11 protein-coding genes are annotated in these 12,145 nt (G+C 73.4%); 6 read left to right on the top strand and 5 right to left on the bottom strand.

The genetic code is table 11. The features are described from left to right. The coding region (locus C1J00_RS27310) for an SWIM zinc finger family protein (RefSeq protein WP_102911673.1) at positions 1–918 on the bottom strand (918 nt) is incomplete at its 3' end. Beyond that, positions 915–3,875, bottom strand: coding sequence for an SCO1167/SCO6262 family helicase (locus tag C1J00_RS27305; protein WP_245936529.1), 2,961 nt, complete (start codon positions 3,873–3,875; stop codon positions 915–917). The genes C1J00_RS27310 and C1J00_RS27305, both read right to left, overlap by 4 nt. 126 nt (positions 3,876–4,001) lie before the next feature. Between C1J00_RS27305 and C1J00_RS27300 the strand changes: the two genes are divergently transcribed. Continuing rightward, positions 4,002–4,184, top strand: a complete 183-nt coding sequence (locus C1J00_RS27300) for a tail-anchor membrane protein (RefSeq protein ID WP_102911672.1) — start codon at positions 4,002–4,004, stop codon at positions 4,182–4,184. 149 nt (positions 4,185–4,333) lie between these two features. Here C1J00_RS27300 and C1J00_RS27295 read toward each other — a convergent pair whose 3' ends face one another. Continuing rightward, positions 4,334–5,206 carry a hypothetical protein gene (locus tag C1J00_RS27295; RefSeq protein WP_102911671.1) on the bottom strand — a complete coding sequence of 291 codons (873 nt, stop codon included), beginning with the start codon at positions 5,204–5,206 and terminating at the stop codon, positions 4,334–4,336. A gap of 134 nt (positions 5,207–5,340) precedes the next feature. Further along, positions 5,341–5,637 (bottom strand): hypothetical protein, encoded by a 297-nt coding sequence (locus tag C1J00_RS27290; protein WP_102911670.1) that lies wholly within the window; start codon positions 5,635–5,637, stop codon positions 5,341–5,343. A 99-nt stretch (positions 5,638–5,736) separates the two neighbouring features. Between C1J00_RS27290 and C1J00_RS27285 the strand changes: the two genes are divergently transcribed. Next, the gene (locus tag C1J00_RS27285) at positions 5,737–6,636 is read left to right on the top strand and encodes an oxygenase MpaB family protein (RefSeq protein WP_102911675.1); all 900 of its coding nucleotides are present in this window, start codon (positions 5,737–5,739) and stop codon (positions 6,634–6,636) included. Positions 6,637–6,645: 9 nt separating this feature from the next. On the opposite strand, the gene C1J00_RS27280 is transcribed toward C1J00_RS27285, so the two are convergent. Continuing rightward, the gene (locus C1J00_RS27280; RefSeq protein ID WP_102911674.1) at positions 6,646–7,245 is read right to left on the bottom strand and encodes a class I SAM-dependent methyltransferase; all 600 of its coding nucleotides are present in this window, start codon (positions 7,243–7,245) and stop codon (positions 6,646–6,648) included. A gap of 291 nt (positions 7,246–7,536) precedes the next feature. Between C1J00_RS27280 and C1J00_RS27275 the strand changes: the two genes are divergently transcribed. The 4 genes from C1J00_RS27275 (at position 7,537) to C1J00_RS27260 (ending at position 12,068) form a co-directional block, all read left to right on the top strand. Further along, positions 7,537–8,310, top strand: coding sequence for an MHYT domain-containing protein (locus tag C1J00_RS27275; protein ID WP_102911669.1), 774 nt, complete (start codon positions 7,537–7,539; stop codon positions 8,308–8,310). A gap of 311 nt (positions 8,311–8,621) precedes the next feature. Continuing rightward, positions 8,622–11,201 carry a sensor histidine kinase gene (locus C1J00_RS27270; RefSeq protein ID WP_102911668.1) on the top strand — a complete coding sequence of 860 codons (2,580 nt, stop codon included), beginning with the start codon at positions 8,622–8,624 and terminating at the stop codon, positions 11,199–11,201. Continuing rightward, on the top strand, positions 11,198–11,635 hold the full coding sequence (locus C1J00_RS27265) for a roadblock/LC7 domain-containing protein (protein WP_102911667.1): 438 nt from the start codon (positions 11,198–11,200) through the stop codon (positions 11,633–11,635). Before C1J00_RS27270 ends, C1J00_RS27265 begins: the two co-directional genes overlap by 4 nt. 22 nt (positions 11,636–11,657) lie before the next feature. After that, the gene (locus C1J00_RS27260) at positions 11,658–12,068 is read left to right on the top strand and encodes a DUF742 domain-containing protein (protein ID WP_062925505.1); all 411 of its coding nucleotides are present in this window, start codon (positions 11,658–11,660) and stop codon (positions 12,066–12,068) included. Positions 12,069–12,145 lie beyond the last annotated feature (77 nt).

The following is a 12,145-nucleotide window of genomic DNA, read 5'->3' as shown; positions in this document are numbered from 1 at the left end:
CCGCCCGCGTCCCGACCCGTCGGCGAGCCGGTCGTTCATCTCCCGGCCGGGGGCGCCCGCGGCCAGCCGCACGGCGTCCTGTGCCGGGGTCAACTCCTCGTGAGCGGTACCCCGGAGGGCCTCCGCGAGCAGGCGGTGGGCCCCTACGGCCGTCCGCGCGGCCAGGAACTCCAGCGCGGCCGGGTCGATGCCGGGAGCGGGGGGCGTCTCCGTGTCCAGGGACGGCGGAAGACCGGGTTCACCGGGGAGCCCGGGCAGATCCGGGAGCGGCGGCAGAATGTCACCGGCGGCGTACGCCTCGGCCGCGTCCACGCCCTCCGGCCCCGAGGAGCTCGCCTCGGAGGCCCCGCTGCGCGCCTGCAGGTCCTCCAGCAGGGCGGTTTCGTCGCGTCCGCGCATCAGCAGCAGCACGAACGGGTCCTGGTCCAGCAGCCGTGCCACCTGGTAGCAGAGGGCCGCCGTGTGTCCGCAGTGGTCCCAGGCCTCGCAGTCGCACTCCGGCTCCAGGTCGCCCAGGCCCGGCAGCAGTTCGACGCCCGCGTCGGCCGCGTCCTCGACCAGGTGCGGCGGCATCTCCCGGTCCAGCAGCGCCGCCACATGACCGGCCCGTTCCGCTGCCATGTCCAGGAAGCGGTCCCACTGCTCGGGCGAGAGTTCCTCCAGCAGCACGTCGGCCCGGTGTGCCGAACCGTCGCGGTCCTGGACGACGGCTGTCAGCCGCCCCGGACGCACCGATACCGCCCCGACAGCGCCCGCGCGGGCAATCCGGCGGCCCGTCTTGAGCTGTGCCGAGTCCAGCGCCGTGCCCTCCAGGGCCTTCAGCCAGGCCTGGCCCCACCAGGTCTGCGCGAAGCCCCGCCCGTGCGCGGGTGGCAGCGCGGCGAAGGTGCGTTCCAAGTCGCCATCGTGCCGAGTCATCGCAGGCTCCCTCGCAGTTCGACCAGATCCGCCAGTTCCGCGTCGGTCAGTTCCGTGAGCGCCGTCTCGCCGGCGCCCAGGACCGCGTCCGCCAGTGCCCGCTTGCGCAGCAGCAGTTCGGCGATGCGGTCCTCGATCGTTCCCTCCGCGACGATTCGGTGCACCTGCACGGGCCGGGTCTGGCCGATGCGGTAGGCGCGGTCGGTCGCCTGCGCCTCGACGGCCGGGTTCCACCAGCGGTCGTAGTGCACGACATGCTCGGCCCGGGTGAGGTTCAGCCCCGTGCCCGCAGCCTTCAACGACAACAGGAACACCGGCACCTCGCCGTCCTGGAAGCACCGCACCATGGCCTCGCGCTCGGCGACGGGCGTCCCCCCGTGCAGGAACTGCGACGGTGTGCCTCGGGCGGCGAGGTGCCGTTCGAGGAGGCGGCCCATCTGCACGTACTGCGTGAACACGAGCACGCCCGCCCGCTCGGCGAGGATCGTGCCGAGCAGCTCGTCCAGCAGCTCCAGCTTCCCGGAGCGCCCGGAGATCACCGGCCGCTCCTCCTTGAGGTACTGCGCCGGGTGGTTGCAGATCTGCTTGAGACCGGTCAGCAGCTTCACGATCAGGCCCCGCCGGGCCATGCTGCCGCCGCCGGAGATCTCCGCGAGCGCCTCACGCACCACGGCTTCGTACAGCGCCGCCTGCTCCTCGGTGAGCGACACGGCATGATCGGTCTCCGTCTTCGGCGGCAGCTCGGGCGCGATCCCCGGGTCCGACTTGCGGCGGCGCAGCAGGAACGGCCGTACGAGCCGGGCCAGCCGGTCGGCCGCGGCCGGGTCCTGACCGCCCTCGACGGCTTCCGCGTACCGACTGCGGAAGGTGCCGAGCCGGCCCAGCAGCCCCGGGGTCGTCCAGTCGAGGATCGCCCACAGCTCCGACAGGTTGTTCTCCACCGGGGTGCCGGTGAGCGCCACGCGCGCACGTGCGCCGATGGAACGCAGCTCCCGCGCGGTCGAGGAGTAGGGGTTCTTCACGTGCTGGGCCTCGTCCGCCACGAGCATGCCCCACGGCACGCCGGCGAACCGGGGCGCGTCCAGGCGCATCGTGCCGTACGTGGTGAGCACGAACTCCCCGTCCGCCAGGTCGTTCAGGCCGCGCCGAGCCCCGTGGAAGCGCCGCACGGGTGTGCCGGGCGCGAACCGTTCGATCTCCCGCTGCCAGTTGCCCATCAGGGACGTCGGGCAGACCACCAGGGTCGGTCCGGCGGACCCCGCGTCGGTTTGCCGGTGCAGGTGCAGGGCGATCAGGGTGATCGTCTTGCCGAGCCCCATGTCGTCGGCGAGGCAGCAGCCCAGGCCCAGCGATGTCATACCGGCGAGCCAGTTCAGGCCGCGCCGCTGGTAGTCCCGCAGAGTGGCGTCGAGGGCGGGCGGCTGCTCCACGGGCCGCTGCGCCTCCGGGTCCGACAGCCGCTCCCGGAGGGCCGCGAGCCACCCGGTGGGCCGCACCTCGACCCGGCGGCCGTCCACCTCCGCCCAACCGGTCAGGGCCGCGCCCAGGGCGTCCACGGGCGTCACCTTGCGGTCCTGCCGGGAGCGCGCCTGGCGCGCCTCCTGCGGGTCGATCAGGACCCACTGGTCGCGCAGTCGTACCACCGGGCGCTTGGCCTCGGCCAGGCGGTCCAGCTCCTCACGGTCCAGCCGCCTGTCACCCAGGGCGAACGACCATGTGAAGGCGAGCAGCGCGTCGGCGGACAGGAACGACGGCATGGCCGCGAAGGCCGTACCGGATTCCGGCTCGCCGTCGGAAGGCCCCACGTCCGCGCGCGTGCTGAGACCACGGGACAGCCCCTTCGGCCAGTGCACGTCGACCCCGGCCGCGCTCAGTGCGAGGGCGCCCGCTCCGAGCAGCTCGGTGACCTCGTCGTCGGCCAGGTCTGCCGCGCCCGGCACGGTCGCCGACAGCAGGGGGGTGAGCGGGGCCCAGGCCCGGGCCGCACGGCGCAGGGCGAGCAGTGCGTCCATCCGCGCCCGGGGACCGAAGGCCTCGCCCCCGGTGCCGGCCCAGACGTCCGCGGCGTCCGCGACGAGCGCCGGATCGCTGACGCTGTGCACCTGGAGCACGGCCCGGAACGCCACGGCCGTGCCGTCGTCCGCCGCGTCAGTCAAGCCGTCCGCCTCGATCCGCAGCGACAGCCGCACGCCCGCGTCGTGGCCCGCCGCGACATCGGCGGCCCAGGCGCGCTGCTCGGGCAGCCGCACCGGCTCCGGCGACGCGTAGGCAGGACCGCCCGTCACCAGCGACGCGGCGGGGGAGCGGGGCAGAGTGTCGGCGACAGCGTCGAGGAAGGCGCGCACGAGCTGCTCGGGGTCGGGCAGCCGCAGCGGCCCGGCGCCTGCCAAGGGCGCGGCGTGCGCCTCGGGCGGCATCGCGGCGGCGAGGCGGCGCAGGTCCTCGATGTCCTCGGCGCTCAGCGGGCCCGCGCGCCAGGCGTCGTGGTCGCCCGGGGACAGTCCGGGCAGCAGCAGTCCGCGCGCTACGAGGCGCAGGGCGTGCAGGGCCGCCGCGCCCCAGAAGACGGTGGAGCGGTGGCCCGGCCCGCCGGCACGCGCGCGTGTGAGGACGGGCAGGGCTGTGCGCACCGGCACCAGGACGGCGGGCACGCTTGCTTCCCCGACTCCTCCGTCATGCGGCACGACGACGGTCAGATCCGCGGCGGACGAGGAGGCCACCACCGGAGGGGCGGCGCCGTCGGGCCACCAGAAGGCGACACTCCCGGTGCGTGCGGGGTCGCCGGGCAGGAACACGGAGTGGCAGAACAGCAGTTCCGAGATGTCGGAGGAGGGTGCCGGGGGAGTCGGATGCTCGGCTATGGCTGATTCCTCAAATTTGACTAGTGAGCGGAGTCGCCGAGAGTACAGCACTTCCGGCACGCATGGGTATGGCTGGGCTGTGAACTGGGTCACCATAGAGGTCTCAGGGGTGCGTCAGGGGTGCACCTCAGGGATGTCTCAGGGTCGCGGTCCGGAACCGCCGTGAACGCGGGTCCGTTTTCGAGACAGAGAGCGGCACTGGCCGCGAAGGAGGCGACAGTCATGTCGAAGAACGCCAAGATCGCCGTGGGCGGCGTGGCGGTCGGGCTCATCCTGCTGATCTGGCTGCCCTGGTGGGCATCGCTCCTGATCATCCTGGGAGTCCCGGCCGCCGCGTACCTCACGCTGGACCCATCGCAGCGGCGCAGGCTGCGCCGCGCCACCCGCAAGGAGCTCGGCCGCTGAGGCGCTGACCCGGCGGGCGCCAGGCCCGCATCGCAGCGGCCCTGCCGAACCGTCCCAGCCTGGCTGAACCGGCTCAGCGCGGCCGAACCGGCCCAGTACGGCCGAACCGGCCCAGTACGGCCGAACCGGACCAGTACGGCCGAACCAGCTCAGTTCGGCCGTACGGCCATCTTGTCCAGTGCCTCGAGGAGACCCGGCAGTTCCGGTCCCCGGCCCACCGGCAGGACCTCGCCGGGTTCCTCGTCGAGCAACACGAAAGCGATGTCGTCGGTCCTGGCGACGAGCGACCAGCCCGGACCGTCGGCCCGCAGGGTCCGGGCGTCGCCCGGCGCGAAGGACGACCGGACCCGGCCCAGCGGCGGCGGCGAGTCGATATAGGTGCGTACCTCCGCGAGCACGCGCCGGATGCCGCTGTGGCCACCCTTCTGCCCGTTCTCCCCGCGTTCGTCGGAGCCGTCGGTCGCACCGCCCCCGTCGGTGGCCGTCCCCGTTGCCGCCCCTGTGGCCGCCCCCGTCAGGAACTCGGCGTCGTCGATCTGCTCCCGCCACGTCGCCCACTGCAGCGCGATCTCGTCGGCGCCCAGGCGCCGCTGGGCCGGGCCCCAGACGCTGGTGTCCGGCGGGGCCAGCGGCGGCCGGTCGTCGGCCTCCGGATCCGGATCGTGCGGCGCGGGCACCCCGGGTGCCGCGACGGCGACCGCGAGAGGCCAGCCGGGCAGGGCCGCGACGACCGTGCGCTCGTCGGGCGACAGCTCGTACTCCATGCCGCAGTCCCAGGACGCGATCGCGACGGCCACCAGCGAGACGTCGTCGATGGCCACCGTCCACCGGGCGCCCTCACTGTCCTGGCCGAGGACCAGGCCGTACCCGTCGGCGAGGGGTGCGAGACCGAGCGCCGCGCATGCCTCCGGGTAGTCGTCGCCCAGCACGCTCGGGAACTTCGCCGGCGTCAGCAGCACCGCCGTCAGCACATAGAGCGCATCGTCCTCGGCGGCGACGGCTTCCTCGTCCGTCCCGGCCATCCCAGCCTCCCCATCGGTTCGTCCATCGGCGCGCACCCTAGTGCGCCCGCAAGCCCGTTGTCACGGCCTCGCGTGCGCACGCGGACCTGCAGTTTTCCGGCGGACGGGGCGAATCGGCCTGCGCGCGGCGCGAGTCACGCCGCCGGCAGCCCCAGCAAGTCGCGGGCCACGGTCTCCGGCGACTCGCCGCGTTCCCGGGCGAGCGCGACCACGGCGCGGCAGGCCAGCTCGTTCACGCCGAACGACAGAGCCTCCGGTGACACCCATCCGGCCGCCTCGTCGGCCCGCTCCTGCTCGTCCTCCGCGCAGGCCGTGACATAGGTCGCCGCGGCCTCGAAAAGATTGTGCGGACGCTTGTCCCCACCGGCCTTCGGCTCCGTCTGCAACGCATCAGCGACCCTTCCCCCGGCTTTGCGGAACCTGCCCCACATGCTGACCACCTTCCCCCTGCGCGCCTACCGTGCTTGGTCATTCATCTCCTGGCCACCAACGTAAAGTTGGAGAACCTGTGGCAGAAGGGGGACGGCACGGTGAAGCGCTTCTCGCGGCTCGAACGGATCCGTCGGATGGACCCGTACGAGGAGGCTACCGAGATCTACCGGCTCAGCGTGGCGTACGAGTTCCCCTGGGACTTCACACGCGCCCTGGAGCTGGCCCTCTACCGCACCTACGCCGTCCCGAGCATCGGCCGGCTGCTGGCGCGCACGGCTGAGCTCACGGACCGGACGCAGAAGCGCTACGACGACACCTCACTGCTCCTGGACGCCATCGTCGAGCACGGCTTCGGCAGCGACGAGGGCAGGACCGCGGTCCGCCGCATCAATCAGATGCACCGCAGCTACGACATCAGCGACGACGACATGCGCTACGTCCTGTGCACCTTCGTCGTGATGCCCAAGCGGTGGATCGACGCCTACGGCTGGCGCAGGATGTCACGCCACGAGACCGTCGCGAGCGCCGTCCACTACCGCGCCCTGGGCCGGCACATGGGGATCAAGGACATCCCCCAGACCTACGAGGAGTTCGAGACCTGCCTCGACACCTACGAGGCAGCCCACTTCGCCTGGGACCAGGACGCCCGGCGCGTCTCGGACGCCACACTCGACCTGATTGCCTCCTGGTACCCCGGCCCGCTCGCACCCCTGCTGCGCACCACCACCCTCGCGCTGCTGGACGACTCGCTGCTGCGCGCCTTTCGCTACACCCCGCCGAGTGCCGCCACGCGCGCGTGGGTGCGTCGAACGGTGCGGCTGCGGGGCCGCGCCGTCCGCCTGCTGCCGCCCCGGCGCACCCCGCACTTCGCCCGCCAGAACCGCGAGATCAAGGGCTACCCGTACGGCTACCGGATCGCCGACCTGGGCACCCGCCCGGTCCCAGGCGTCCGGGGCTGCCCCGTGCGGCGCGCGGCTGCGGCTGGCGAGGCAGGTTGACGCGGCGCCTCAGCCCTCGCGCACGGCGAGCGCCAGGAAACGGGACTCCTCGTCGACGTACGACGTCAGGCGCCACCCGGAACTCGCCAGCAGCGGACGGAGGTTGGGCTCGGCGCGCAGGTCGTCCGGGGTGATCGAGCGGCCGTGGCGGGCTGCGAGAGCCGCCCTGCCGATCGGGTGGAACAGCGCCAGCACACCACCCGGGCGTACCACGCGCGCCAGCTCCCGAAGGTTCTCGGCCGGGCTTTCGAGGTGCGAGATGAGACCCGCCCCGAACACGGCGCCCAGCGACCGCGAGCGCAGGGGCAGCGCGGCGACATCCGTGAGCAGCAACTGCCCGTCGCGGTCCCGGCCGGCCCGTACGGCCTCCCGCAGCATGGCGGGCGTGATGTCCGCCCCCAGGACCACGCCAGAGGCCCCCACGGCGGCTCGCAGCGGCGGCAGGGCGCGACCGGTGCCGCACCCCGCGTCGAGCACCCGGTCGCCCGCCCGCAGTCCGAGCTCGGCGACCGCGGCGGCGTAGGCGGGACCGTCATCGGGAAACCGGCTGTCCCAGTCGGCGGCGCGGGCGGTGAAGAACTCCTGAACACGCGTCTGCTCGTCGCTCATGTCCTGCATGATTCCGCACCGGCACGGCTGACGCCTCACCGGCGGGGAGGACACCGCAACACGAAGCCGACGCCTCACCGGCAGGGAGGACACCGCAGCGATACGGATTGCGTCTCACCGGCATCGCTGGCGTCTCACCAGGACGGATCACGTCTCACCGGTACGGATGACGCCTCAGCGCACACGTTCGAGCGTGACCCGATCGTTCCGGTGCATCCTTGGGCCATATTCCAACACCTTTCAAAATGCGCCCCGTTCGCGCGCCCCTGCCGGGTCTAACGTCCCGGGGCCATGGGACACCTGGACCACGCAGCCCTGGGATGGCTGACCCCCGCACTGTCGTACGTGATGGCCTGCATAGGCGCCGCGCTCGGTCTGCGCTGCACCGTCCGCGCGCTCGCCACCACCGGGCGCTCGCGCCGCAACTGGCTCGTCACCGCCGCCTCGGCGATCGGCACCGGCATCTGGACCATGCACTTCGTGGCGATGCTCGGCTTCGGCGTCTCCGGTACCGACATCCGCTACGACGTGCCGCTCACCCTGCTGAGCCTGCTCGTCGCCATGGTCGTCGTCTGCGCGGGCGTCTTCGCCGTCGGCTACGGCAGGGACCGCGGCCGGGCCCTGCTCGTCGGCGGGCTCACCACCGGCCTCGGCGTCGCCAGCATGCACTACCTGGGCATGGCGGCCGTCCGGCTGCACGGCGACGTGACGTACGACCCGCTGCTCGTCGGACTGTCCGTCCTGATCGCCGTCGTCGCGGCGACGGCGGCCCTGTGGGCGGCCCTCAACATCAAGTCGCCCGTGGCGGTCACCATCGCCTCCCTGATCATGGGTGCGGCCGTCAGCAGCATGCACTACACCGGAATGTTCGCGGTGGGCGTGCGCGTCACGCCCTCCGCGGAGGTCCTGCCCGGGGCCACGGCGATGCAGTTCATCTTCCCCCTCGCCGTCGGCCTCGGCTCCTATCTCTTCCTGACCTCGGCCTTCGTCGCGCTGTCGCCGACGGCGGGAGAACGTGCGGCGTCCGCCTCGGCCCAGCGGCCGGTGCAGGGCGCCGCCCCCTAGCCGCGCAGGTGGCCACCGGCCGCGGTGAAGGCCCGGGCGGTGCGGTGCGCGGAACCGTGGAGCACCCCGCGGTCCGGGGAACGGCGCACCCGGCGGTCAGGAAGCCGCCAATCGTGAGGGCCGGTGGTCAGGTCCGGTCCAGTGGCCCGGGTTGCGCGCCTGGCGGCGGCTCGAACGGCTCCCCAGCCGGCCCGTTGTGAGCCTGATCTGTGCTCCGTGCCGACGACGCTCCTGAGGCGCCCTCACACGACAGTGCGCCGCCCCGCCCAGCCGCCGGCCCGCACCCCCGATCCACTCCGAGCGAGGAGTCCATGCGAACACCCCGTAGGACCTCCACAGTCGGCGCCGAGGCGCCGCCCCCTCTCGCGCGCGGTCGCCGTGCGCATGCCGGACCACCCGCCGACGAGGACCCCGACACACCCTCGGGTGCCGCGCCGGACGCGGCACCCCCGCGCGCGGAGCGCTGGCACATACGCCCCCGCACCGTCCGCGCCAAGATCGTCTGCCTGCTGATGGTGCCGGTCGTCTCTCTCCTGGCCCTGTGGGCCTACGCCACCGTCACCACCGCCCAGGACGTCTCCCGGCTACGGCAGGTCCAGCGCGTGGACGCCACGGTCCGGGCCCCCGTTTCCGCTGCCGTCGCCGCCCTCCAGGCCGAACGCGCGGCCGCCGTACGCCACGCCACCGACCCGTCCGCCGTCCGGACCGGAGAACTGGACGAGCTCGCCCGGCGCACCGACCGGGCCGTCGCGAAACTGCGGCTCGGCAAGAACACCACCGTCGCCGACAGCGGGGACCTGCCCGCCGGAGTCGCCCAGCGGCTGAAGGCGTTCGTCGCCGGTGCCGAGCGACTGCGGCCACTGCGCACCGCGGTGCAGGACCGGCGCGCGGGCTGGGCCGAGACGTACGACCGCTACACCCGGACCATCTCGGCCGCCTTCGGCGTCGGCGGTGCCCTCACCGGCATCCGGGATGCCGACCTCGGCTCCGACGCGCGCGTGCTGCTCGAATTCGCCCGCGCGGGCGAGGCACTGGCCCAGGAGGACGCGGTGCTGGCGAGTGCCCGCCTGGACGGCTCCCTGTCCGGGGACCGGCTCCGGCTCTTCACCGCCGCCGTCGACCTGCGCCGGACGCTCACCGAGTCGGCCGTCGCGGACCTGAGCGGCACCGAGCGCTCCGCATGGGACGCCCTCGCCGACAGCAGCGCCTACACCGGCCTGCGCGACGCCGAGACCGGGGTCCTCGCCGGCGAGCCGGGCGCCAGGGCGGTCGACGCGGCACCCGAGAGCACCTGGAACACGGCCCACGCGCGCGTGCAGAACGGCATGCGCGTCATCGAGGACGACGCGGCACGCGGGGTCGCCGAACGGGCCGACCCGTTCACCCGGGGACTACTCACCCCGGCCGGCGCCGCCGTGCTGCTCGGCCTCGCCGCCGTCGCCGCCTCGCTCGTCATCTCCGTACGCATCGGACGCGGCCTCGTGGTGGAACTGGTCAGCCTGCGCAACGGTGCCCTGGAGATCGCCCGGCGCAAACTCCCCGACGCCATGCGGAAACTGCGCGCGGGCGAGGAGATCGACATCCGCGCCGAGGCTCCGTCGGGAGCGCCCGCGGAGGACGAGACAGGGCAGGTCGCCGAGGCCCTCGGCACCGTGCACCGCGCCGCGCTGCGGGCCGCCGTGGAACGCGCCGAACTCGCCAGCGGCATCTCCGGCGTCTTCGTCAACCTCGCCCGGCGCAGCCAGATCCTCGTCCACCGGCAGCTGGCCCTCCTCGACAGCATGGAACGCCGCTCCGACGACCCGAACGAGCTGAGCGACCTCTTCCGTCTCGACCACCTCACCACCCGCATGCGGCGCCACGCGGAGAGCCTGATCATCCTCTCCGGAGCCGCCCCGGGCCGGGCCTGGCGCATGCCGGTCTCCCTGACGAACGTGGTCCGCGCGGCCGTCTCCGAAGTGGAGGACTACGCGCGCGTGGAGGTACGGCAACTCCCCGAGGCAGCCGTCGCCGGCGCGGCCGTCGCCGACCTCACGCACCTCCTGGCCGAGATCATCGAGAACGCCGCCCAGTTCTCCCCGCCCCACACGCGCGTGCGCGTCACCGGAGAACCCGTCGGCAACGGCTACGCCGTCGAGGTCGAGGACCGCGGCCTCGGCATGGGCAAGGAGACCCTCGCCGAAGCCAACCGCCGCATCGCCCAGTCCGAGGCGCTCGACTTGTTCGACAGTGACCGGCTCGGCCTGTTCGTGGTAAGCAGGCTCGCCGCCCGGCACGACGTCAAGGTCCACCTGAGGACCTCCCCGTACGGCGGCACCACCGCGGTCGTCCTGCTGCCCACCGCCCTGCTCCACACCGTCGCGGGGCAACCAGCCCCCGAAGCGGCGGAACCCGCGCGACAGCCCGGGCCTCGCGCCTACGCGCGCGTGCCCGATGACATCCCCTTCCAGGACGCCGTCCCGGCCCAGGCCGACCGGCGTGCCCTCGTGGCCCCCGTACCGGCCGCCGCGGAGCCCGAGGCACTGCTGCACCATGCGGACAGCTCGCGTCATGCGGACAGTCCGCGTCACCAGGAGGCCCCGAGCCGGACCCCACCCCCAGGAGTCGCCACCTTGCGACTGCACCGTCCACCGCAGCAGCCCGAAGACTACGACGACCTCCCGCGCCGCGTACGACAGGCCAGTCTCGCTCCCCAACTGCGCGAGGAGCGTCCCGAGGACCAGCCGTCGACGTCCTCTCCCCGGGACGACGAGCGCACCCCCGAACTCGTACGGGACCGCATGGCGGCCTACCGCTCCGGATGGGCGCGCGGCGGCGGCAGGCAACCCGGTCGCGGCGCCACCCCCGGCCCCGTGACGGGCAGCGACAGCAGCGAAGGAGACCCCGCATGATCCAGGATCCGAGCACAGAGTCCGCCCGGCGCTCAGGCGAACTCGACTGGCTGCTGGACGATCTGGTGCTCCGCGTGAGCGACATCCGGCACGCCGTAGTGCTGTCCAACGACGGCCTCGCCGTGGGCGCCTCGACCGGTCTGCGCCGTGAGGACGCCGAGCACCTCGCCGCCGTCGCCTCGGGCTTCCACAGCCTCGCCAAGGGCGCGGGACGGCACTTCGGCGCCGGCGGGGTCCGCCAGACCATGGTGGAGATGGACGAGGGCTTCCTGTTCGTGGCCGCCGCGGGCGACGGCTCCTGCCTCGCCCTCCTCACCGCCGTCACCGCCGACATCGGCCTCGTGGCCTACGAGATGGCCCGCCTGGTCAAACGCGTCGGCGAGCACCTCGGCACCGCGCCCCGCATGGCCGCGCAGCCCCCCGCCGCAGGATGAACCGGGAGAACGGTCCGCGCCCATGACCGAGGACATGACGGGCACTCCGCGCGAGCAGGGCAGCCAGTGGTACGACAACGAGGCCGGCCCGCTCGTCCGCCCCTACGCCATGACGGGCGGACGCACCCGGCCCGGCCCCACCGGCGTTCGCTTCGACCTGATCGCCCTGGTCACGCTGGACCCGGGCGCACCCGGAGTGGACGACGCCCCGCTCGGCCCGGAACACCGCAACCTCCTCGACCTGTGCCGCCCGGAGACCCAGTCGGTCGCCGAACTCGCCGCCGGCGCGGACCTGCCCGTCGGCGTGGTCAGGGTCCTCCTCGGCGATCTGCTGGAACTCGGCTGCGTCACCGTCAGCCGCCCCGTACCACCGGCGCAACTGCCCGACGAACGCATCCTGCGCGAGGTGATCGAGGGCTTGAGAGCGCTGTAGCCCGACTCACCGACTCACCGACTCACCGACCCACCGACCCACCGACTCACCCACGACCGACGGGCCGCCCCCACACC

Origin of the sequence: Streptomyces cahuitamycinicus (genome assembly GCF_002891435.1) — a bacterium.
Classification (GTDB): domain Bacteria; phylum Actinomycetota; class Actinomycetes; order Streptomycetales; family Streptomycetaceae; genus Streptomyces; species Streptomyces cahuitamycinicus.
This window is presented reverse-complemented; position numbering and strand designations above follow the sequence as displayed.

What these genes read in the sequence shown, in the direction of transcription:
- C1J00_RS27305 (WP_245936529.1), bottom strand. Translation starts at nt 3,875, where the DNA reads ATGGTGACCCAGTTCACAGCCCAGCCATACCCATGCGTGCCGGAAGTG.
- C1J00_RS27260 (WP_062925505.1), top strand. Translation starts at nt 11,658, where the DNA reads ATGACCGAGGACATGACGGGCACTCCGCGCGAGCAGGGCAGCCAGTGG.
- C1J00_RS27265 (WP_102911667.1), top strand. Translation starts at nt 11,198, where the DNA reads ATGATCCAGGATCCGAGCACAGAGTCCGCCCGGCGCTCAGGCGAACTC.
- C1J00_RS27280 (WP_102911674.1), bottom strand. Translation starts at nt 7,245, where the DNA reads ATGAGCGACGAGCAGACGCGTGTTCAGGAGTTCTTCACCGCCCGCGCC.
- C1J00_RS27290 (WP_102911670.1), bottom strand. Translation starts at nt 5,637, where the DNA reads ATGTGGGGCAGGTTCCGCAAAGCCGGGGGAAGGGTCGCTGATGCGTTG.
- C1J00_RS27300 (WP_102911672.1), top strand. Translation starts at nt 4,002, where the DNA reads ATGTCGAAGAACGCCAAGATCGCCGTGGGCGGCGTGGCGGTCGGGCTC.
- C1J00_RS27295 (WP_102911671.1), bottom strand. Translation starts at nt 5,206, where the DNA reads ATGGCCGGGACGGACGAGGAAGCCGTCGCCGCCGAGGACGATGCGCTC.
- C1J00_RS27275 (WP_102911669.1), top strand. Translation starts at nt 7,537, where the DNA reads ATGGGACACCTGGACCACGCAGCCCTGGGATGGCTGACCCCCGCACTG.
- C1J00_RS27270 (WP_102911668.1), top strand. Translation starts at nt 8,622, where the DNA reads ATGCGAACACCCCGTAGGACCTCCACAGTCGGCGCCGAGGCGCCGCCC.